At 43.0% G+C, this 22,899-nt stretch carries 21 protein-coding genes; 10 read left to right on the forward strand and 11 right to left on the reverse strand.

The window, feature by feature from the left end:
- Positions 1–39: 39 nt before the first annotated feature.
- On the reverse strand, positions 40–390 hold the full coding sequence (locus ACFI6G_RS11820; RefSeq protein WP_016769174.1) for a hypothetical protein: 351 nt from the start codon (positions 388–390) through the stop codon (positions 40–42).
- Positions 391–673: 283 nt separating this feature from the next.
- Here ACFI6G_RS11820 and ACFI6G_RS11825 point away from each other — a divergent pair, with 283 nt between their 5' ends.
- Complete coding sequence (locus tag ACFI6G_RS11825) at positions 674–1,570, forward strand: cation diffusion facilitator family transporter (protein WP_010428909.1); 897 nt, start codon at positions 674–676, stop codon at positions 1,568–1,570.
- A 39-nt stretch (positions 1,571–1,609) separates the two neighbouring features.
- Here the strand turns inward: ACFI6G_RS11825 and yddG are convergent, their stop codons facing one another.
- On the reverse strand, positions 1,610–2,539 hold the full coding sequence (gene yddG / locus ACFI6G_RS11830) for an aromatic amino acid DMT transporter YddG (protein ID WP_010428906.1): 930 nt from the start codon (positions 2,537–2,539) through the stop codon (positions 1,610–1,612).
- A gap of 190 nt (positions 2,540–2,729) precedes the next feature.
- Positions 2,730–3,404: a pyrimidine 5'-nucleotidase gene (yjjG, locus tag ACFI6G_RS11835; protein ID WP_010428904.1), complete on the reverse strand. Its 675-nt coding sequence runs from the start codon at positions 3,402–3,404 to the stop codon at positions 2,730–2,732.
- Positions 3,405–3,616: 212 nt separating this feature from the next.
- Between yjjG and ACFI6G_RS11840 the strand changes: the two genes are divergently transcribed.
- The 3 genes from ACFI6G_RS11840 (at position 3,617) to ACFI6G_RS11850 (ending at position 6,314) form a co-directional block, all read left to right on the forward strand.
- Positions 3,617–3,781, forward strand: coding sequence for a hypothetical protein (locus tag ACFI6G_RS11840; protein ID WP_010428901.1), 165 nt, complete (start codon positions 3,617–3,619; stop codon positions 3,779–3,781).
- A gap of 253 nt (positions 3,782–4,034) precedes the next feature.
- Positions 4,035–5,183 (forward strand): L-threonine dehydrogenase, encoded by a 1,149-nt coding sequence (gene yiaY, locus ACFI6G_RS11845; RefSeq protein ID WP_016794488.1) that lies wholly within the window; start codon positions 4,035–4,037, stop codon positions 5,181–5,183.
- 249 nt (positions 5,184–5,432) lie between these two features.
- Positions 5,433–6,314, forward strand: coding sequence for a hypothetical protein (locus ACFI6G_RS11850; protein ID WP_010428896.1), 882 nt, complete (start codon positions 5,433–5,435; stop codon positions 6,312–6,314).
- Positions 6,315–6,406: 92 nt separating this feature from the next.
- Here ACFI6G_RS11850 and ACFI6G_RS11855 read toward each other — a convergent pair whose 3' ends face one another.
- The gene (locus tag ACFI6G_RS11855; protein WP_032544929.1) at positions 6,407–6,841 is read right to left on the reverse strand and encodes a YccF domain-containing protein; all 435 of its coding nucleotides are present in this window, start codon (positions 6,839–6,841) and stop codon (positions 6,407–6,409) included.
- 265 nt (positions 6,842–7,106) lie between these two features.
- On the opposite strand from ACFI6G_RS11855, the gene ACFI6G_RS11860 reads away from it, so the two are divergent.
- A complete protein-coding gene (locus tag ACFI6G_RS11860) occupies positions 7,107–7,232 on the forward strand; it encodes a hypothetical protein (RefSeq protein WP_016769172.1) in 126 nt (41 codons plus the stop codon).
- Positions 7,233–7,354: 122 nt separating this feature from the next.
- On the opposite strand, the gene ACFI6G_RS11865 is transcribed toward ACFI6G_RS11860, so the two are convergent.
- The gene (locus ACFI6G_RS11865; RefSeq protein WP_016769171.1) at positions 7,355–8,431 is read right to left on the reverse strand and encodes a threonine aldolase family protein; all 1,077 of its coding nucleotides are present in this window, start codon (positions 8,429–8,431) and stop codon (positions 7,355–7,357) included.
- Between the two features lie 306 nt (positions 8,432–8,737).
- Here ACFI6G_RS11865 and ACFI6G_RS11870 point away from each other — a divergent pair, with 306 nt between their 5' ends.
- Both ACFI6G_RS11870 and ACFI6G_RS11875 read left to right on the forward strand, forming a co-directional pair.
- A complete protein-coding gene (locus tag ACFI6G_RS11870) occupies positions 8,738–9,355 on the forward strand; it encodes an NAD(P)H-dependent oxidoreductase (RefSeq protein ID WP_010428887.1) in 618 nt (205 codons plus the stop codon).
- A complete protein-coding gene (locus tag ACFI6G_RS11875) occupies positions 9,355–11,277 on the forward strand; it encodes a monovalent cation:proton antiporter-2 (CPA2) family protein (RefSeq protein ID WP_016769169.1) in 1,923 nt (640 codons plus the stop codon). Before ACFI6G_RS11870 ends, ACFI6G_RS11875 begins: the two co-directional genes overlap by 1 nt.
- 455 nt (positions 11,278–11,732) lie before the next feature.
- Here ACFI6G_RS11875 and tdh read toward each other — a convergent pair whose 3' ends face one another.
- Both tdh and ACFI6G_RS11885 read right to left on the reverse strand, forming a co-directional pair.
- A complete protein-coding gene (gene tdh / locus ACFI6G_RS11880) occupies positions 11,733–12,764 on the reverse strand; it encodes an L-threonine 3-dehydrogenase (RefSeq protein ID WP_010428880.1) in 1,032 nt (343 codons plus the stop codon).
- Positions 12,765–12,874: 110 nt separating this feature from the next.
- Positions 12,875–14,068 (reverse strand): glycine C-acetyltransferase, encoded by a 1,194-nt coding sequence (locus tag ACFI6G_RS11885; protein WP_462710277.1) that lies wholly within the window; start codon positions 14,066–14,068, stop codon positions 12,875–12,877.
- 496 nt (positions 14,069–14,564) lie between these two features.
- Here ACFI6G_RS11885 and ACFI6G_RS11890 point away from each other — a divergent pair, with 496 nt between their 5' ends.
- Together ACFI6G_RS11890 and gloA2 are read left to right on the forward strand one after the other, a co-directional pair.
- The gene (locus ACFI6G_RS11890) at positions 14,565–15,497 is read left to right on the forward strand and encodes a LysR family transcriptional regulator (RefSeq protein ID WP_010428874.1); all 933 of its coding nucleotides are present in this window, start codon (positions 14,565–14,567) and stop codon (positions 15,495–15,497) included.
- Positions 15,497–15,880: an SMU1112c/YaeR family gloxylase I-like metalloprotein gene (gene gloA2 / locus ACFI6G_RS11895; RefSeq protein WP_010428871.1), complete on the forward strand. Its 384-nt coding sequence runs from the start codon at positions 15,497–15,499 to the stop codon at positions 15,878–15,880. Before ACFI6G_RS11890 ends, gloA2 begins: the two co-directional genes overlap by 1 nt.
- A gap of 96 nt (positions 15,881–15,976) precedes the next feature.
- On the opposite strand, the gene ACFI6G_RS11900 is transcribed toward gloA2, so the two are convergent.
- From ACFI6G_RS11900 to ACFI6G_RS11915, 4 genes are all read right to left on the reverse strand, one after another.
- Entirely contained in the window at positions 15,977–17,488 is a 1,512-nt protein-coding gene (locus tag ACFI6G_RS11900) for a PepSY-associated TM helix domain-containing protein (RefSeq protein WP_462710278.1), read from the reverse strand.
- Positions 17,489–17,599: 111 nt separating this feature from the next.
- Complete coding sequence (locus ACFI6G_RS11905) at positions 17,600–17,950, reverse strand: hypothetical protein (RefSeq protein ID WP_016769165.1); 351 nt, start codon at positions 17,948–17,950, stop codon at positions 17,600–17,602.
- Positions 17,951–18,219: 269 nt separating this feature from the next.
- Positions 18,220–18,615 (reverse strand): cytochrome b562, encoded by a 396-nt coding sequence (locus ACFI6G_RS11910; RefSeq protein WP_010428861.1) that lies wholly within the window; start codon positions 18,613–18,615, stop codon positions 18,220–18,222.
- A 166-nt stretch (positions 18,616–18,781) separates the two neighbouring features.
- Entirely contained in the window at positions 18,782–19,528 is a 747-nt protein-coding gene (locus tag ACFI6G_RS11915; protein WP_016797102.1) for a phosphatase, read from the reverse strand.
- A 339-nt stretch (positions 19,529–19,867) separates the two neighbouring features.
- Here ACFI6G_RS11915 and ACFI6G_RS11920 point away from each other — a divergent pair, with 339 nt between their 5' ends.
- Positions 19,868–22,882: an HD domain-containing phosphohydrolase gene (locus ACFI6G_RS11920; protein WP_462710279.1), complete on the forward strand. Its 3,015-nt coding sequence runs from the start codon at positions 19,868–19,870 to the stop codon at positions 22,880–22,882.
- The last annotated feature ends 17 nt before the right edge of the window (positions 22,883–22,899 follow it).

Consider the following 22,899-nt stretch of genomic DNA (forward strand, 5'->3'; position numbering starts at 1 on the left):
ATTTCCAAATCGATGCAAAACGATCATAGACTTCCTAGATTAGAAAACCATCACATGGTCTACCAAGTAGCGACCGTCTTCTTCTACCAGCACCATTTCAGCCACAAATTCGCCTCTAGCAATCGTGTATGCTTGCTTCCAAACAAAGGCAATTGAATCGGAACGTCTAAACAGCGCGACAGGCTCACGCTCAGCAAAAAAGCCATTGCTATGTTGATAATGATGGCACACCTTTTCTAAGTAATCTGGCGTAACAATATCTTTCATTCGCTGAGTAAAGTCCCTGCAATGCAGATCATGGTCAATTTTGGTTGAACCTTCCATCAGATTATCCATGATCGGGTTAGCAATCACCCACAACTCGTTATCACTGATATCGTCAAACTTCATATGCACCTACTCCTTGGTAATAGCAGTTCAAATTCACACATCTATAAAATGCACAACAACAGATATATTTAACTAATGATAAACCATCCTATTTCGCTTGCACACTTTACTCCAAAAACAGTCATCGTCAATTTTAGTGACACCTAAAAATAAAACTAAATATATGAATATTATAGATTTATTTATTAAAACTAAATAATGCATATAACCATCATCAGATAAAGTTTGTAAAGCCAACTCAATGTTAGAACAATGAAGTTATCAAAAACATCTGGAAAATATTATGTGTGACAGGAAAAGCCAAAACGAAAACGGAGTACTCTTGTTCTCAGCCCTTTTAGCATCAGGCTTCGCCACCGGTGGACTGGTATTAGGCCTTCTCGTCGGCTCTCTAGTCATAGTATTTGACGGTGTCTATTCTCTCATTAGCTTACTGTTAACTTTATTGTCACTAGCTGCCTCAAAATACATTAATCGCCCTTCAGACACAGAGTTCCCGTTTGGTCGAGCGATCATCGAACCGATTGTTATCGCAATTAAAGCCATTGTTATTCTGCTTGTGGTTGGTTACTCATTGTATTCAGCGATCGGTGCTTTGATGACAGGTGGTCGTGAAGTCGATGCTTCTATCGCGACTCTGTTTGGTATTTTCAACGTATTGGGTTGTGGTTACGCTTGGTGGTACATCGCCAATAAAAGTAAGCGTATTTCTTCTGGTCTGATTCAAGCTGAATCTAAGCAGTGGCAAATGGATACACTGTTGAGTGTAGCGGTAACGGCAGGTTTCGTGGCGGCTTGGTTAATTACTTTTTCTCCGCTAGCAGAGTACGCAGTATATGCTGATCCAACGATGATGTTGCTGATGTCTTTCTACTTCATCAAAGTACCTTTCGATATGCTAAGAGAAGCAATGCGTGAACTGCTTATGATGTCGGCAACCAAAGATATTTGTGACACGGTAGATAAAAACGTTATCGCTGTAGACAAAGATGCAGAGCAAGATTTAGAGCTAATCGGTGTAACAAAGGTTGGGCCGGAGCTAAGAATTAACGTTGATATCCATACCAACAACCAACAAGCCATTGCGGTCGATGATATAGAACGTACGCGCCGCCAACTTAAGCGACGCTTATCTAAAATGCCTTATGAGCTGCAACTGAACCTCAATGTCGCGAGCTAAGCTTTCACCTAGCAAATGACGCTGGGACATAAGCGCAAATTAAGACTGAGATTGAACCTTTTTAGAAGCCGACGCCTTTGCCGTCGGTTTTTCTCTTGTTACCCACCAGCAAGCTAAAGAGCCAATCGTTACCATACATACGCCCTGCCAAAACGTCATAGTCAATGACAAGCCCAAAATCACCGAGGAAAGTAGCGTCGCGAAGATTGGCGTAAAGTACGACATGGTTGCCAAAAACACCATGTTGCCACCAAGAATCGCCGTGTTCCAAAGTGCATAGCCTGCGCCCATACAAGCGCCAGCTAATGCTAAATCAATTGCAGCACTGGTTGTCATTACCATACCGGTTTCATCACTCAGTGCGTATTTAATCCACAGAGTGACCGCCGTAGCGATAAAGAACAGCACAATCGCATTCTGCCCTTTCGCAACGCGCTGGGTGTAATTACAATAAACAGCCCAAATAATCGCACCAAAGAACGCCATTGAATAAGTTTTTGGGTTGGTCGCAATGTTGGCTGCAATTTGGTCGACAGAAAGACCTTGATCACCACTGATGCTCCAAGCCACCCCAAAAAATGCCAAGAAGATACTTGGATAAACCAACCAGTTAATCTTCTTATCGCTCAGTAGCACCGCAAATAACACCGTCAGTGCTGGCCATAAATAGTTGATAACGGCCATTTCTATTGCCTGATGTCGACTGTTCGCCATTCCCAAAGCAAGAGCCAAGAAAATCTCATAGCAAACAAACAGCGCGCCACCGATCAGTAGGTAAGACTTAGAGAAGCGTGACAGTTTTGGTAACCCCATCACACACACTAACAACAGCGCACTCACAGTGTAAAGACTGGCTGCACCACCAACTGGACCAAGCTGTTCTGACACACTACGAGACAGAGCAATCAAGCAGCTCCACAATAAAATGGCGATAATACCGTAGCAGCTATAACGATGAGATTTCAGCACGCCTCTTCCTTTATCTGTTTGTGGTCATCACTCTGTAAGCTAAACCAAGTTTAAAATATTTGGCCGAGTACATTTTCGTACTCGGCCATCGGTTATTAATTTGCGAAAACTTAAGCGACTTCCGAATATTGAGCAATTTACGAAATAAACTATTTGTTATTGCGTATTCGTTGGTGCTAGTTGTTATTGCCTAAGCCAATAAAAGCGCTTGTAAGTCAGCCAGTGACTTAACTTGATAATGAGGGTTAATACCCGCAGGTATTGCCTTTTCTTGGCTGTTTAACCAACAAGTCTCGATACCAAAATCTAGCCCACCTAGAATATCTGAATGCGGGTTATCTCCAACCATCAACACTCTTTGCTTGGATGGAAATCCCACCAGCTTATGTGCATATTCAAAAATCTGGGCGTCCGGTTTGGCTACCCCAACCTCTTCAGAAATAATCACGTGATCAAAGTAATCTGTCATTCCGGTGCGCTCTAAACGGATTGACTGCAGCTCTGTAAAACCGTTAGTAATGATGCCCATATTCACTTTGCCTTTTAAAGACTCCATCAACTCTTGTGCACCCGGTAATAATGAACAGATGTCTGCCATCGCTGTTAAAAATGCACTGTTTAAAGCAGCCGTTGTTGTCTCTAGTTTCTCGGCCCAGCTTTCGAAGCGGGTGTGTTTCAGTTGGTCTGCGGTAATACGACCATCTTGGTAATCAACCCAAAGTGGTAAATTAACCTTTTGGTAAGCCGAATAATCTTGCTCGCTGAAATCCACCCCAAAACGAGAAAACATCAGCTTCATTCCTTGATAAGCATCAAAATGGAACAAGGTTTCATCTGCATCAAAGAATATCCAATCGTACTTCATTATCTGTCCTATTATTCGCGCTATCTAGCCGTGTTATTTTTGTTCTTTCTTAGCCTCAAAGGCTAAGTGTTCATTCTACTACCATTTTTGTGAGCCTGAATATAGTTCTAAGAATTTATAGAAAACAAGCAACAAGTCATGATGTATCGCAAATTTTGCCACATATTAAACCAATACCATACAATAAATACACTCAAATACCCGGAGGTATTATGAAGCACTTCTTACCGTCATCTATCATGCTTACTCCTTTTCTTGTTAAATACTATGATAAAGAGCCAGAAGAAAATGAAATTTCAGAAGCAGAACCTACACACAGTCTAACCCAGCCTGAACTTGAAATAATCCTTTCTAACGAAGATGAACCAAGACGATAATGTGTATTTTTCGCCACATTATTCATCAATATCCCTGCATATCTACCAAAATTCAGCTTTTCGATGTTGATAATAAACACACAATAAAACCATAAAACCATAAAACCATAAAAACGATTGCTATATGAGCCCTATCACACCACATAATTACAAAGTGGTAGTTCGGGCTCAAACTTATCTCAGATCAAAAGACTCCCTTCTGATTACCGACAACATAAAAGAAACCAAAAATCATAATTAACGGAGTTTTCCAATGTCTAGTGCATTCTACATCCCTACAATCAACTTCATGGGCACAGGCTGTTTGAAAGATGCTGCTGATAGCATTCAGTCTCAAGGCTTTAAAAAAGGGCTTATTGTTACCGATAAAATCCTGAACCAAATTGGTGTGGTAAAGCAGGTCCAAGATCTTCTTAACCAACGTGGTGTTGAAGCTGTTGTCTTCGATGGCACTCAACCAAACCCTACCATCACCAACGTTAATGATGGCCTTGAACTGCTTACAGACAATGATTGTGATTTTGTTGTGTCTCTTGGTGGTGGCTCTCCGCATGACTGCGCAAAAGGTATCGCACTGGTTGCTTCTAACGGTGGCAAGATTGCTGATTACGAAGGCGTTGATCAGTCTGAAAAGCCAATGATGCCGTTGATTGCGATTAATACCACGGCAGGAACAGCGTCTGAGATGACCCGCTTTTGCATCATTACCGATGAAGCTCGTCACATTAAAATGGCTATCGTTGATAAACACACAACACCGCTTATCTCCGTAAACGATCCTGAGTTGATGCTTGCTAAACCTGCATCATTAACTGCTGCAACCGGTATGGATGCGTTAACACACGCAATCGAAGCTTACGTTTCTATCGCAGCAACACCAATTACAGATGCAGTAGCAATTAAAGCGATTGAACTTGTACAAGCACACCTGAGAACAGCCGTAGCACATGGCGACGATATTGAAGCTCGTGAACAAATGGCTTATGCGCAATTCATGGCAGGTATGGCTTTCAACAATGCTTCTCTTGGTTATGTTCACGCGATGGCGCACCAACTAGGTGGTTTCTACGACCTTCCACACGGCGTATGCAACGCTATCTTGCTTCCACACGTTCAACGCTACAACGCGCAGGTTTGCCCTGAGCGTCTACGTGACGTTGCAAAAGCAATGGGTGTGAATATTGAAGGCATGACACCAGAGCAAGGTGCAGAAGCAGCGATCAACGCGATTGTTCAACTAGCAAACGACGTAAATATCCCAACAGGTATCGCAAAACTAGGTGCGAAGCTTGAAGACATCCCTACACTTTCTGACAACGCACTGAAAGATGCTTGTGGTTTCACTAATCCTAAACAAGCAACCCACGAAGAGATTTCAGCAATCTTCGAAGCGGCAATGTAATCTAGATACTAAGACATTTTGACCTTGCTCGGTCAAATATTGTTCTAGAAACAGATCAATGTAAACACAAACGGACTCACCTTCTGAGTCCGTTTTCATTTGTCGGCCTCTACCTCAAAAGTCACGATAAACCACTAAAAAGTCGCATTGTTGTAATCGCTTGGTTATAGTTAAACTATTGATATATAGAATAACAAACAGGTTCCATTGAGTCGTTGGATAGTTAGCACCTCATTATTAGCTTCACTCATGTCCTACTCTGTTAAAGCGGAGGAACAGAATGAGTGTCACAGCCAGCCATTAGAAGACGCTCCTTTAGAAAAAGCCTACCACTTCCTAAACAGTAAATTTTGTCAACCCGCCCTGTGGTTCGATAGCTTCTTTGTTGATGACCGTATTACAGAAGATGCTAGAGCTGGCACGTCCGTCCGTTGGTACAACGATTTCATCTACTCTGAAGGTGGTGACGTGGGCTACTCAACAAAACTCAATGCGCGTTTACATCTTCCTTTTGTCAGTAAGCGGTTGAAGTTGATCTATGAATCAGTCAGCGATGAAGAGTTCTTTGATTTCTTCCCTAACGACTCAGAAGAATTAGAAAGTGCATTAGGTTTACGCTACGATGCCTATGCCAAGGGTTACAGTAGTTTCAATATCAAAGCAACACTGCGCCCACGAATCGAAGCTCGCTATCGTTTTACCTACCCTTTGACTACAGATGCCGTAGTTAGGCTGACTCAACGTGTTTATCAAGATAAGCAAGAGACAGGAGAGATCACCGATATCGATTTTGATCTTTCACTAAGTGATGATTTCTTAGCTAGATGGTCGAACTTTGCGGGTTATAACGATGATTTAAAAGGATGGGAATATGGTACGGGCTTGACGTTATACCACTACCTTTCTCAAGATCAAGCTCTCCAATATAGCGCGACTATCAAGGCAACCAACGAACCTTACAACCACTATGAATATTCACAAGTGTCGGTGACTTATCGGCAAAACGTTTGGAAAGAGTGGTTATTCTATGAACTAACCCCTCGCTACCAATGGGAAAGAGAGCCTTATGATAAGCACATTGAAGAAGCCAATTTCACACTTAGGTTAGAGGTTCTATTCAACAACGTTTAGAACTTGGTTTTCTTTTTAAGCAACGAACCAGAGATAAAAAAAGCACATCATGCGATGTGCTTTTTCAGTTCAATCAAGATGATACTGTAATCTTAACCTTTGTAGTTTCTTACTCGCGCCGCTTCTGCTTCACGCTTGTCGACAACCGTTTTACCAATTGGCGCCAAAGAGATAACCGCTAACTTAAGGTGCTGAATCGCAAACGGAATACCGATAATAGTAATGAAACACGCCACGGCTGACATGATGTGACCTATTGCTAACCAGATACCTGCAAATAAGAACCAAATAATATTACCTATCACACCTAGCGGACTAGTACCGATATCCATTTCATTGGTTAGTTCATCACGCGAAATCGCTTCCTGACCGAATGGGAAGAATGAGAAGTTGCCCATAACAAAACACGCTCGCCCCCATGGGATACCAACAATAGTGAGAAATGCGAGCAGTCCGAAGAACCACCAAGCTAACCCCATAAATACGCCACCGAACAGAAACCAAATAATGTTTCCTATTGTTTTCATTCTGTATTCTCCAAATTTTTGAACGTTATTTGTTTTATATGCCGAGTAAGGCAGTGCTTGTTCTATTAGGTTCATTATTGTTGAACCTTTATGAACCGCTTATGAATCACTTACATTTTATGTGATTGATACACACCACGGTTCTCTAAATCCACATAGGGCTCAACCCATTTATTTGATACCATGCACTTAGATTTTTAGTACCACGAAGCTAGACAGCTACAAATACTACTACTGTAACTACAACTAATTGAAGGCCGAATTTATGAACAACCCTGAGCAACCTAAAAAGAAAATGAAGAACTGGGTGCCAATTGTCTTCTTCGGGCTTCTCAGCACGGTTCCAGTGTTCATGTTCTTGGTCGACGTGTACATCAACCAGTATATGTAACAGAGCTGGACATCCTAGCTATATAAATGGATACAAGAACTCTTTCCTGTATCCATTTCAGTTCCAATTAGATCAGTTCTTCTTCAGTCAGCTCTTCTGTAGTCAACTCAACTCTTCCGTGATCAAATCAGCTCTTCGCTAATAAAATCTAGAATGTCTATCAGCTCATGATCAGGCAAATTTAGTAAGTTATCCCCTACATACCATTCAATCTTACATTGGTTTGGCAACTCACTGATCGCTGGGCTTCCTATCCAAATCTTGTGTTTCTTCGCTATGTTATCTCTCACAATAATGCCGTCTTCGTAGTTCACAGGTAAATAAAGGTGAAGCATATTGACCTGCGGTTGCTGCGGATTAACGGTGAACTGAGGGTAATCTTGTAATATTTGATAAACCTGTTTGGTGCGTTCATACAGAGCTGGCATCAGTTCTAATCGCTCATCAAACTGCATCGCAGCAGATACCACATAAGGCGTTCGGTGATACACGTTACCACCTTGGCGCTTCATCCACGCCGATGCCTTCGCTACAAAAGCTTTATCGCCTAACAGTAGCGAACCACCAAGGCCATTGAGACCTTTATACAGCGAGACATAGGCGCTATCGAACCCCTTAGCAATCTCGCGGTATGGCTTTTGGTAATACGCGCCACACTCCCACAAGCGGGCACCATCCATATGAAGGTGAATCGATTGCTCTTTGCAGTACTGTTTAATCGCCTCAAGCTCTTCCCATTCGGGTAACTGCCCACCAATTTCTCGCATCGGCAGTTCATATAATGCGGCTGCGATTTCATCAGGCCATGCCTTTAAGTCATCGACATTCCAAGTGCGGAATACGTTACCGACAGGAAGAACACTAAAACGATTTTGAAGCTGATACCCTTGGCGTTCATGGCGCATAATATGACTCGATTCATGCATCGCCACTACTGGGTTTCTTCTCTCTTGGCACGCAATTTCTAGTGCAGTCGGTTGATTCATGGTGCCCGTAATAACAAACACAGCCGCTTCATAACCGAGCAGATCTGCCACTTTCTTTTCAAAACTCTCAATAAACTCGCCATCACCGTAGCTATCGTGAGTAACATTATTTGTTTCACACCAGTGAGCCATCTGAGCGAATGTTTGTGCCGGAGTTGGTTCTAAGTGACCAGAAAGCAAAAAATCACATTGTTGACGCAGATCTGTACTCATACTCTTTCCTTTATTCGTTATCATTGTATGAAAAGTTGTCGAATGGTTTCGTTCTAACGTTAAGGTGACATAAAGTAAAAATGTTAGCTTTTATTATTAACGAATATTTAGTTTTACAAGCTCATATCCTTTCGAAGTATTGAATTGTATAAACAATACAGTGCCTTAAAACAAGGTAAACTATACGAAATGAGATAATGAAAAAACAATCACTATTAGCTAATTCGTTGTTCTTCAAGCATTCTTCTATTATTGTATATCTATAATCCCAATAGGTATTATTCGTTTATATACAAAGAGGGCTATATGTCGAAAAATCGAGTTTTAGTGCTATTCGCACACCCTTCTCAACATCGTTCTGAAGCAAACAAACCGTTATTTGAGCAAGCAAAACGCGTTGACGGTGTCACGTGCGTCGACCTCTATGCCGAATATCCAACGTTCAAGATCAGCATCGATCGTGAGCAAAAACGCCTATTGGACCATGACATCATCATTTTTCAGTTCCCCTTATATTGGTACTCCACACCGGCAATTCTCAAAGAGTGGCAAGATCTCGTTCTAGAGTATGGCTTCGCCTATGGAACCGATGGCAACGAGTTACAAGGTAAGAGCTTACTGTGTTGCATCACTGCTGGCGGTAAAAAGGATGCTTACCAAAGTGATGGCTACAACCACTTCACTATTCGAGAACTGCTTCACCCAATTGAACAAACCGCGTCTTTATGTGGGATGAACTATCTTGCGCCTTTTGCGCTTTTTGGATCTCGTACCGCTTTAGAAGAAAACCGTATTCAACAACATGTCGATAGCTACAGAACTCTTTTACAGGCCTTGGTTGCAGGTGATATCAACATCAAAAGAGCCAACAAGGCAGAAAAGTTGAACCATATTGTGGAAGAATTGATGGCAGAGGTTAAATAATGACGGGATACTTTCTACAAGCATTTATCTATTTAATTGCAGCCGTGATTGCGGTCCCTATTGCCAAAAGACTTGGACTTGGATCAGTTCTCGGCTACTTAATCGCTGGCGTTGTGATTGGTCCCATCATTGGATTGGTTGGCGAAGAGACAACAACCATCCAGCACTTTGCCGAGTTCGGTGTAGTGATGATGCTGTTCTTAGTCGGGCTTGAACTTGAACCTAAGATGCTATGGGCGATGAGAAACCGATTGATGGGGCTTGGTGGCCTTCAAGTTGGTGGTACGACCGCTATCGTGATGGGAATTGCACAGTTCTTTGGTCAACCTTGGACGATTGCTTTAACTATCGGTTTGATCTTTGCGCTTTCATCGACAGCCATTGTTCTACAAACGTTCAATGAGAAAGGCCTGTCTAAAACGGAAGGCGGTAAAAACGCTTTCTCGGTACTTTTGTTCCAAGATATTGCCGTTATCCCAATGCTGGCGTTCATCCCTTTGTTGGCTCTTCCTGAATTGGTTGCTTTGGCAGAAAGTGCCGCCCAAACCGCTGCACACCATGATGAACTCAGTTTAGTTGCAGGTTTGCCAAGTTGGGCATACGGACTTGTTATTACGGCTTCAATTGCGATTGTGGTCGTCGGTGGACATTATCTAAGTCGGCCACTGTTTCGTTTTGTTGCGAGCTCTGGCTTACGCGAGATCTTCACTGCAACTGCACTGATGTTGGTGATTGGTATTGCCGCGCTAATGAGCCTTGTTGGTTTGTCGCCTGCCCTAGGTACTTTCTTAGCAGGTGTGGTACTTGCCAACAGTGAGTTCAGGCACGAACTGGAATCTAACATCGACCCGTTTAAAGGGTTATTGCTTGGATTGTTCTTTATCACGGTAGGCGCAGGTATCAACTTTGGCGTTCTATTTAACGATTTCGCACTCATCATTGGCTTAACTCTTGGCGTGATGGCGCTGAAAGCCTTGGTGTTGTTTACACTGGCTTTAATCTTCAGAATCAAAAACAGCGACCGCTGGCTATTTACATTGAGCTTGGCTCAAGCGGGGGAATTTGGTTTTGTACTACTCAGCTTCTCAGCACAGAACCATGTATTACCTGCGGATATTGTTCAAACACTATCACTGGTTGTTGCCCTCTCTATGTTCTTAACTCCTGGTCTGTTCATTCTGTTTGATAAAGTCATTCTGCCCCGTTACGAGCAAAAATCGAACGATCGAGAAGAAGACAAAATAGAAGAGAAAGGTACCGTTATCATTGCAGGCATCGGCCGATTTGGTCAGATAGTAAACCGCTTGTTGGTATCAAATGACGTCAATACCGTAGTATTGGATCATCAAGCAAACCAAGTGGACTTATTACGCTCCATCAATATTAAATCTTACTTTGGTGATGCTACTCGTCACGACTTGTTGCATACCGCGGGTATCGAAGAAGCCGCGATGCTTGTTGTTGCTATCGATAATCAAGATTCTAGCGTCGAATTAGTGAAGTACGTAAAACACACGTATCCAAAAGTTAAAATCTTGGCGCGTGCATTTGACCGTGGTCATAGCTATCGCTTAAGAGAAGCCGGCGCCGATTTTGTGGAATCAGAAACGTACCATTCAGCACTTGAGATGGGCGCACAAGCCTTGCGTTCTCTTGGGCATCATCCATTTTTTGTTGAACAGCAAAAATCAACGTATCAACGTGTCGAAAGTCGTAAATCTGAAAAGCTTTATCAAGCTTGGTCTGAAGCCGAAGAAAATCCACGCTACGACAATAACTACCGACAGATCTTCATTCACCTGGAAGAAGCGATGAAAGAAGACATGAAAAAAGACCGTTCAGACAAGCATTCTCGCTCCGAACGTGGCTGGACACCACCGCCAAAAGGTTATGCAGACGGCTTTGAGGAAGAGGAGTCCTAAGCAAGTTCTAGCTAACCATTCTCTATACCAATTCAGAAAGCGGCTCTCATGCCGCTTTTTCTTTGCCCATACCTTTACCTACAGCTCGAACAGGGCACCGGCTAACTAGGTAGAGCGTGCTAAACTCGGCGATCTTTAGGATTTATGTGATCTACCCATTATTTTTAATTTCTCATCGCTCTGTAAAAATGAATTCAATTTTTACATTGTTGAAACATTCCTCGACATATAAACCATACAAGTCGAATGGCTGTACTTGGTTACGCACTCGGTACATACGGCGCTTACATCTGTGGCCTAATCATGCAGGCTGCTGCATTGGGTTAACAACTCATTGCTGTAAAAAATGGGCAACTGAACCTTGATCATATCGCCCATTTTCTTGAGTTCCGAGATGTAAAAAAGGCGACAGTAAAAACTGTCGCCTTTCTAATATCTTGTTACTCAGCTAAAGCTTATTCCCAATCAAGAATTACTTTACCTGACATACCAGAGCGCATCATGTCGAAGCCTTTCTGGAAGTCGTCCACTTTGTAGTGGTGAGTAATGATTGGTGTTAGATCTAGGCCTGACTGGATTAGTGACGCCATCTTGTACCAAGTTTCGAACATTTCACGACCGTAGATACCTTTGATAACCAAGCCTTTAAAGATTACTTGGTTCCAGTCTACTGCCATGTCTGATGGTGGAATACCTAGTAGAGAGATCTTACCGCCATGGTTCATGTTAGTCAGCATACTGTTGAACGCAGATGGGTTACCAGACATTTCTAGGCCTACATCGAAGCCTTCAGTCATGCCAAGATCAGCCATTACGTCTTCAAGCTTCTCTTCCATCACGTTTACTGCGCGAGTTACACCCATTTTTTTAGCGAGATCTAGGCGGTATTCGTTTACATCAGTGATAACAACGTGACGAGCACCAACGTGCTTAGCAACAGCTGCAGCCATGATACCGATTGGGCCAGCACCCGTAATTAGCACATCTTCGCCTACTAGGTCGAAAGAAAGCGCTGTGTGAACTGCATTACCAAACGGGTCGAAGATTGATGCTAGGTCGTCAGAGATTCCTGCAGGGATCTTAAATGCGTTGAACGCAGGGATCACAAGGAACTCAGAGAACGCACCTGTGCGGTTTACACCAACACCTGTTGTGTTACGACAAAGGTGAGTACGGCCACCACGACAGTTACGACAGTGACCACATGTGATGTGACCTTCGCCAGATACACGGTCGCCGATTTCAAAACCACGAACTTCTTGGCCAATACCAACAACTTCACCCACGTATTCGTGACCTACTACCATAGGTACTGGGATTGTATTTTGTGACCACTCATCCCAGTTATAGATATGTACATCAGTACCACAAATTGCAGTTTTCTTAATGCGGATAAGAAGATCATTATGACCCATTTCAGGTTTTTCAACCTCGGTCATCCAGATGCCTTCTTCAGGCTTAAGCTTAGAAAGTGCTTTAATTTTCATAATGTTATCCAGTTCATCTCGCCTAACTGTAAGGCGAGAATCAAAAATCTATATGTTCTATTGGGTGTTGCTCTATCTAATTAAAGGATGCTCGTGGCACCCCTTTAAAATTAGATGATACCCATGTCTTTACCAACTTGGATGAACGCATCGATTGCGCGGTCTAGTTGCTCACGAGAGTGTGCAGCAGACATTTGCGTACGGATACGAGCTTGACCTTTTGGTACGACAGGAAAAGAGAAACCGACAACGTAGATGCCTTTCTCTAGAGCGCGCTCTGCGAATTCAGCCGCTACTTTTGCATCACCAAGCATGATTGGGATGATAGCGTGGTCAGCACCACCCATTGTGAAACCAGCGTCTTCCATGCGAGTACGGAAGTGAGCAGAATTTTCCCATAGTTGAGTACGCAGGTCGCCAGACTCCGCTAGAAGATCTAGAACGCGGATAGACGCAGATACGATTGCAGGTGCAACAGAGTTAGAGAATAGGTATGGACGAGAACGCTGACGTAGCCAGTCGATCACTTCTTTCTTACCAGAAGTGTAACCGCCTGAAGCGCCACCCATTGCTTTACCAAGCGTACCTGTGATGATGTCGATACGGTCAACAACGTTGTGGAACTCGTGAGTACCTGCGCCGTTTTCGCCCATGAAGCCAACTGCGTGAGAGTCATCAACCATCACTAGTGCGCCATACTTGTCAGCAAGGTCACAGATAGCAGGAAGGTTAGCGACTACGCCGTCCATTGAGAACACACCGTCAGTTACGATAAGCGTGTGACGAGCGCCCGCTTCTTTAGCTGCGATAAGTTGTTGCTCTAGCTCTTCCATGTTGTTGTTCGAGTAACGGAAGCGCATTGCTTTACATAGACGAACACCATCAATGATAGATGCGTGGTTTAGAGCATCAGAAATGATTGCGTCTTCTTTGCCTAGGATCGTTTCGAATAGGCCAGCGTTTGCATCAAAACAAGATGTGTAAAGGATAGTGTCTTCTTTACCAAGAAACGTAGATAGCTTTTGCTCTAGTTCTTTGTGAGAGTCTTGAGTACCACAGATGAAACGAACAGAAGCCATACCAAAACCGTGTTGATCCATACCGTCTTTAGCAGCTTCGATAAGGTCAGGGTGGTTAGCAAGGCCTAAGTAGTTGTTTGCACAGAAGTTTAGTACTTCTTCACCAGTCGAGATAGAAACCGCTGCTTTTTGAGCAGAAGTAATAATGCGCTCAGACTTGTAAAGACCTTCTTCTTTAACTTCTTCGATTTGAGTTTGAATCTGTTGGTAAAATGCAGAAGACATTGTCTATTCCTTCCTAATTATTATTCAGCAGCATCGCGCGCCGCATTATGTAGGGGATGTAAACGATTTCAATTCGATCATTTACACTGTAAAACTTATACCCCTATTCTAGTTGAACATCCCCTTCTCGATTATCCCTTTAATTGGAAAAACATTAATGAATCTCAGGCACGAATAATAGTTCATCCTAGTGACACAGGGCACATAAACGCCTCAATGTTGTTCTTTTTAACGCAAGCTCTCCATCAATTACCTTCTAATTTCGCTTTCATATCGAATATCAATTTTTCATCTCAGAACGATATAGTGATGATTCTCCGCTTACCTCAGAATGTATAGCCTCTGTGACGCTATACAGATGAGATCGAAACACATGAAACGATCAGGCCGATCAGACTACGTAATTAATGCAATTAATGAAATTGATTCACAAATAACAAGTAATCACTCACAATTGCCATAACGCTCACGCTGAAACTTGTTTAATTGGATACTTATGATCAACCCAAAACTGATTGCCCTACTCCCAGATCTCGCATCCTTCATTTTGGTGGTAAACGAAGGAAGTTTTACCGCTGCTGCAAAACAGCTGGGCGTGACGCCTTCAGCACTCAGTAAGTTGATTACTCGCTTGGAAAAGGCCTTATCAGTAAAGCTGTTTGAACGAACAACTCGTACCCTAATCATCACTCAAGCTGGGCAACTGGTTTACGATCAAAGTGTCGTTATGATAAATGCCGCCCAACAGGCTGTTGAACTGTCGACGTCCGATCATACAGATCCTGCAGGCTCAATAACGGTAGCAGCGCCGGAAGCCTTCTTGAATTCGGTATTACAACCCTTTGTCGTTCCTTTCTTAAATCAATATCCTGAGATTCAACTTAAGTTAAGAGCCGCTGATGGCGACATCGATATCTTACGTCAAGGTATCGACATCGCGTTTCGTCTTACCGATAAACCCGACGAGAGCCTGGTTTTGAAGGAGTTAGGGAAAACTAACCTCGTACTGTGTGCGAGCCCTGACTACCTTGAAGCGAAAGGAACTCCTTACCACCCGACAGAGCTTTCAGAGCACGATTGTTTGTATCTTGCCGAAACAGACAAAGACCACATTTGGGACTTTCTTAAAGATGATGAATTTCACACAGTACCCGTCAGTGGGCGTTACGCTGTAAACCACTCACAGATGCGACTTAAAGGCGTTAAAGAAGGACTTGGTGTAGGTATTTTCCATGATTTTGTAATCCAAGATGCGCTGACTGAAGGTTCTGTTGTGCAAGTGCTAGAAGATTGGACCATCAAGAGTAACTACCATGGCGCAATCGCGATGCAGTTTGCTCAAACCAAATACATGCCTGCTCGATTGCGTGTGTTCATCGATTACGCAATGGAACACTTGAGCGATAAGCTGGCCGGAGAAATAAACTAATGCTGAAAGGAATACACCACGCCGCCATTATTTGCTCAGACTACGAAGTCTCTAAACGCTTTTATACGGAAGTTTTAAAGCTTGAAGTGATTGCAGAGAATTATCGTGAAGCGCGCCAGTCGTACAAGCTTGACTTAGCTCTGCCTAATGGCGCTCAAATAGAATTATTCAGCTTCCCCGACGCACCTGAAAGACCAAGCTTTCCAGAAGCTCAAGGACTGAGACATTTGGCTTTTTGTGTTGATGACGTTCAACATGCCAAAAGCTATTTGGAAGAACAAGGCATTGAAGTCGAACCGATTCGAGTTGATGAGTTTACGGGGAGATCATTTACGTTTTTCGCAGACCCAGACGGCCTGCCGCTAGAGCTTTATCAAATCTAGAGCTGTATCAAGTCTAAAGTCTTCCTCACAAAGGAATCACCCATCTGATTAATAAAACGGACTTTCTCAAGTCGAGAAAGTCCGTTTACGTCTCAATTAACTCAATGCCGTCTTGAATTTCTCAACTCGCGAAACCAACAACCAATCCAGTAGCATTGCCGTCACAATGGTGGCACCTGCGAGTGGAAACAGTACTGAAATAACCACCACGGTCGCTAAGCCCACTTTCCAAAGTCCAACATCGCCAAACTTCGGTGGTGTTCCAAGCTTGCTTTGTCCTGAAGGCCTGCGCATCCACCACATTACTCCACCAGTCACTGACACCAAAATGAATGCCAGACAGAACAACGCGTTTAGAAGCTTGTTGATGATACTGATATCACCTTGGTGCAGAGAAATACCCACGGCTAAGGTTTTGGCGAATAAATTGTAATCTTGCCACGTCACCTCTCCTAGGATGCGCCCTGAATATTGGTCGAGGTGAGTCGTGCGATCTTGGGTTGGATCGATAATGTCACCGCCCATGGTATTCGCAGCCACGGTGTAAACACCCGTTTCTGAGCGCGGGAGATTGACTTTATATTGCGTAAAACCAAGAGATTGAGCTTTTGCTATCACATCATCAATCGAGAAATTACTCGCAGATAATACATGCTGAGAATGATCCTCACCCATCTTAGAATGATCATGAGCTTCAGACGCTTCTTCTACTTGGTGGACGTGTTCTGCTGGCTTATCTTGAGACAAAGGCAGTGGCGTTTGCTCTAGGTTCCAAGGCATTTCCTCCTCAGACCCGTGATTTAAAGAAGCATGCGTTTCGTTAGACAGAGGAATGTCGTCCCACATTTGAGCAGGAAAAGTACTCCATGCTTGCACTAGCTTACCGCCCCAAAAACCTGTCCATGACAATCCCGAAAGAATAAATAACAGAAGAATGAATGACAGTGTTCCACCGATGTTCGCATGCAGATCACGCATTAAAATACGCGTTCCTGAACCAAATCGAAGCTTAAGAAAACCAGCGCGGCTAGCGTTATCTCGAGGAAGCCATAAGTAAATGCCACTGATGAGTAACAGAATAGACAAGCTTATTGCGACTTCAATTAGGTAATCACCCCAATCACCAATCAACAAAGTGCCGTGAATGTCATTCGCCAGTTGGTACAGGCTATCGCTGCGCGGGATTTCTCCTACCACTTCACCAGTGTATTGATTCACCGTGGCGAAAACGGAAGTGCCATCTTCAAGCGATACAGAAAAGCGGTTAGCTAGCTCAGGCGATTTGCTAGGCACCAATTGTGTCACTGAGCCTTGAGGGTATTGAACTTGTACTGAGGCTAGCTGTTCAGACACCTTGATCGGATCGCCCGATGCAACAATCTCAATTGCATCGTGATGAAATGCGAGTTCGATTTCATCATCAAACAGCATCACCAAGCCTGTAATACTTAGCATTAACATAAACGGGATAACGAATAACCCAGCATAGAAGTGCCAGCGCCAAGTGAGGAAGTAGAGAGTTTTATTGCGGTCTTTCGTTTTTTCACTGCTTGTAGACTGCGAAGTCGCTTGTGCTTTCGCAGAGCTTTGAGATTCATTTCTCAACATTATTATTTCCTTTGACACATGCAAACATACCTTCTGAAAAATCAGAAAGTAATCTGAGCATGTTTAACTTTACTTAATACTTTATTTTTTAATTATTTTAGTGGGTTAGGTTTAAGAAATATCAAAGGGAGGGCCGCGCGGGGCTTGCCTCGTATAGCGTTCGCTTAGAGCCAAAAAAGCGTAGCTGTCAGAGACAATAGAACTCAGTCGAGTTGTCAGTAGTGTAGTTGGAAGTTCATCTTGGTGAAACGTGGAAAAATGGCTAAACGGACACGGTTTACCTTTATGTGTGTTTGGTTCACCTTCTTCAATTTGAACCAGTTCAAAGCCATTAACCGTACATAACGACGCCCATACTCCCGCACTATTACCATGAGCATTGATAACAGGCATTAATGTTACCAATGCCCAGCTTAGTGCTGTTGCAAGTAACATAGAGAAGTTGAACGAGGTTCGGCGCATCATTCCAAATTTTTATAAATTTCCCTTATTATGAGGCACTTGGAATATAGGTACACGTAAAGATTAACATCAGGTTAAAAAATTGAAGCTAACGCACACTCTTTTTCGTTATAAACCGGTTACAGCATCAGAGCTAAGAAAGTATTGCGTATTTCTTTGCAGTAAGCCTTCGGGAAAATAGGCAATAAAAAACGCCGCCTTACTTCGTCCTCTCAAGAAGGAGGTGTAAGTCGGCGCTATATACGTTACTTGTTTTAGTCTTGGTTTGTTTAACCGAAGATCTTGCTCCAAATACTCGGATTACGCTTCTCGTGATACTCTTCACGAAGGCCGTCAATAGTACGAAGTTCTTGCTGTGCAGATTCAAAGTCACCTTGGTCTAGCTTCTGCTCAATGCTATCAATTGATACACTAATTTTTTTGAAGCCTTCCATGAAGTGTTCTTCTTTTTCAATTGGGTAAACACCCGTTTTCAGCTCAGCAACTAACGTGTCGATACGTACTATAGGCTTTTGCATCTCTTCGATGCTTTGAGCTTCAGCCGCTTGTTTGAATGCAAGCTTCATTTCTTGCATATTTTTCTTAAGATCGACATTAGCAAATGCGTTGCCAGACAATAACGCAGCAGCGATTAAGCCAGATAAAAGGATTGAGCGAGTTTTCATTGTTTCTCCAGATGAAGCGATGTCTTTGAAGATAGCGCCATCGTTGTTGAGGCACTTCGACTTTATTATTTTCGGCTAGTGTATACAAAAATCCATCGAGCACAAAAATTGATTGTGTCGAAATGCAAACTAGCTAGCTAATTACTGACAAGTACCAGGCAAACCATCATTCAAATACCGAAAACTCGGCAATCGATTGACGACCACGCAATGCCAAAAAAGCTAAGAATTGCAGTGGTGAATGGGTAATAACCTTGCTCGAATCCACGCCCACCTCATCAAGTAGTGAAGACACGAGATCCAACCCGCCCACATCTATGCAGAAATGCGCATCGCTACCTGTCGTAATAAACGCACCTTTCGCTTTAGCAATTCTTGCGATCTCGTAACAACGATCAACACTGCCAACGCGACTATTGCCTTTAAGCGTGGTGTTATTAATTTCGATTGCGACATTATGTTCCGCCGCACATTGAATCACAGCTTCAAAATCGAAATCAAAATTTGGGTTTCCTAAATGACCAAGTGCATCAATTCGGCCGCCTTTAATCACATTCAACAATGCTTCTGTATGGGTAGTGACATCCGAGGGGCGAAATACTGGCTCATGAAAACTCGCGATCACCCAATCCAAGTTCTTATCCACACTCGGATGAATATCGATTTCACCCTGTGTGTTCATGATGTTTGACTCGACACCTCGAATAATAGCGACATCTTCAATAAAACGAGGGAGCACACGCTGGTTGCTGAAAAACCAATAGTGTGGCGCGCCTGGCATTGACTCTGAATGATCGGTAGTACAAAACATGGTTAATCCGTTTTGCTTTGCCGATTTTGCGTTTTCGATCAGCGTGCTGTATGCATGACCACTGGCGTATGTGTGGGTGTGAGTATCTACTTTGAGTTCCATGAATCAATGCCCTTTTAGCTCGGTCTTTAAACGTTTCTCAGAAAAAACACTCCTGTACCTTCTTCTGAAAATAAGTGCCTCGTGGCAACAATTTGACCAGTTTATCAGTTGAAAGTGACAATTAGCATCTAAACATCAAGGTTTATTATCACTTCATTTACGCGTCACCATAAAGCTTCGTTAGTAAAGCCTTGTTTAACGATTAGATTTATCCATCCCGCATCGAAAAAACGCAGAACCTTGGCTCAAGAACCTGTTTGATTTCGCAAATTACACCAATTTTTTGCAACCTACCCAAGTTCGTCAATACTTAAACCAGTTAACAAACCGGAGTGTTAGATGAAACGCAGACGATACCCGCTGAGTATCCACATCACGAGCCTTTTCTTAATTTTGACGACGCTGGTCGGTACCGTTTTGATATCGATAAGCTATCGCCATTCTCAAGATTTGTTATTGGGTACCGTTCGCGAAGTAAGTAACGAACATCGCGATAAGCTGGAATCGATATTTAAACAAGCCATTGCGCCTGTTGTTACCACTTTAAATGTGATGGCGGTAAGCCCGTTTGTGGATCATCAAAACGCTTCAATTGAAAAAGAGTCTTGGTTGGCGTCAGTCGATATTATCTTCAAACAGAATAACAATTTAATGGCTTTGTTTTATGGCTCTGATGATGGTGAATTCAGAATTTTTCGCCCTTTGACGTCTATTAAACAAAGAGCTGAAAACAATGCGCCATCCAAGGCTACCATGATGGTCAGCACAACCAATCTAGACGGCGAAAACGTGATTAATTTTCTAGATGGTGCACACCAAGTGATCAGCACAGTACAAGCTGAGAGCAAATTTAACCCCACGACTCGACCTTGGTTTCGCAACGCAAAGCCCGATGGTTCAATACAACTTTCTGAACCCTATCAGTTCTATTTCCTTCAAACCCATGGTATTACACTCTCTAGACGTTCTGCAGACGGCAAGCATGTGGTTGGTGCCGATTTCACGCTAAAATCTCTCTCTTCTCAAATCAGTAAGCTGGCCTACTCTCCGCAAACACGATTAGCTCTATTCGACCAACACTTTAACCTTCTTGGCGAGCATCAACTTGATCTATCAATACCTAACCTAGCCCCTCCAACCAATCAGGAAGCAAAACTAGGTGGTCACCCTGTAGGAAAACTATCGGGTAGCGAACAAGATCCAAGCTTTTTTAGTATACCTAAACGTGAGCAGATGGCAGCTCTGAAAGCATCCGTATTAGGGCCCCTTATCTCAGATGAAGAGAAGTTTAATCTCAACCTAAAAAACGTGGAGTACAATTTAAATACTTGGGCATTAACGTTAACACCTGTCGAACTCACTCAACATGTCACACTATATTTGGCAGAAGCGACACCACACAATGATCTACTGGCTGACCTCATCTCTATGCGTGATAAGCAAGTGGCTGTTGCAATTGGTATGTTGTTTATCTGTTTCGGCATCGTATGGTTTGTGGCGAATCGCTTATCTCAACCACTCAATACACTCATGCAACTCACAGACAACATTGCGCGATTTGACTTCAGACGAACCCACTATCCAAAAAGCATGATTCAAGAGGTAGCAAACCTTACACACTCTATTGAACTCATGGAGCACACTCTTCATGACTTGATCACCCTACTTCGAGATACAGCGGGTAATCAGGAATTTTCGATACTCGCTAAGAACATTGCTCATCAAAGCTATTTAATTACCAAAGCTGAAACCATCGTGCTTTTCACTCAATCAGAAGAAAAAGATGTGTTTGATACGGCTGCTAATCTCGCCATTATTCCTTTTAAAGCGGACATCAATGACTTCATCAAGCATACCCCTTGGTTACTATGCCAACTTAAAGCAGGCGAAACCATCCATCTAAACCGCGAAGACAACGTTCTTAATTATTATCAAGACTCGATCTTCAATTCAGAGCTGTATCTGTTTCCACTATTGAACCGCGAAAAACTGTTGGTCGGCATTGTTGCCATTGGTTATGAAAGACCGATCACTAAGATGCAGGCCGACAAGCATGCCTTTTTAAGAGAACTGCTCAGCTTTGCTGAAATAGCTAAAGACAATATCGACCAAATGCAACAACAAAAAAACATGCTCAATGCTTTCATCGAGCTGATTGCATCGGCAATTGATACCAAATCACCTTACACCGGTGGCCATTGCCAAAGAGTCCCAGAACTCACTAAATGGCTAACCCAAGCCACGATTGATGATGACCGTTATTACCCGCAATTTTCATTAGATAGTAAGCAGTGGGAAGAGTTGATGCTCGCTGCATGGCTTCACGATTGCGGTAAAGTCACCACGCCGGAATATGTGGTAGACAAAGCAACAAAACTCGAGACGATTTATGACCGAATCCACGAAGTTCGCATGCGTTTTGAGCTGTTAAAACAACAAGCGGAAACCGACTATTGGAAAGCCATAGCTAACGGGGCGCTTCAAGAAGATCAACTTAAAGTACTCGAACAAAACTTGTCAGAATTAGATGAAGAATTTGCCTTCGTTGCTGATTGCAACCTGGGCAGTGAATCAATGACGGAAGAGCAGCTTGCACGCTTAGATCAAATAGCAAAACGTACATGGAAGCGCACATTAGACGATCAATTAGGGTTATCTTGGTCTGAAAAAGAGAGATTTAACACTCAACAGAACATCACAGAACCAAACGAGAAGCCATCAAATAGCAAAGAGCCTATTTTACCTGTGATGGAGCCGTTACTTGCTGATAAGCCAGAACATAAAATACAGTGGGATAATGGCTTTAACCCTGCAGATATGTGGCAAGAAGAGTTCGTTCTTAAACCTGGAGAAGTAAAATATAATCAAGGTGAACTGCATAATTTGAAAGTACGTCGTGGCACCTTAAACGACGAAGAACGTTTCATGATCAACGACCATATCATTCAGACTTTCACCATGCTCAATAAGCTCCCTTATCCGTCTTATCTCAAAAACATTCCAGACATCGCGAGCGGACACCACGAGCGTATCGATGGTAAGGGATACCCAAGAGGCCTAAGCGAGGATCAATTGCCTTTACCGTCTCGAGCCATGGCGATTGCCGATGTGTTTGAAGCTCTAACCTCAAGCGACCGTCCGTACAAAAAAGGCAAACACTTAGACGAATCGCTCAATATCATGACCGACATGGCCACCAGCGGCCATATCGATCCAAAACTGTATTTGCTATTTTTGGAGAACAAAATCTACGACAAATACGCAGAGCGATTTCTTGAAGCTAACCAACAGTCCGAGATTGATCAGAAGAAGCACATAGATCGAGTAAAAGAGTACATACGCTCGTTGTTCTAGGTATTTTCCAATAGTCA

This window comes from Vibrio sp. PSi01, from assembly GCF_054960695.1.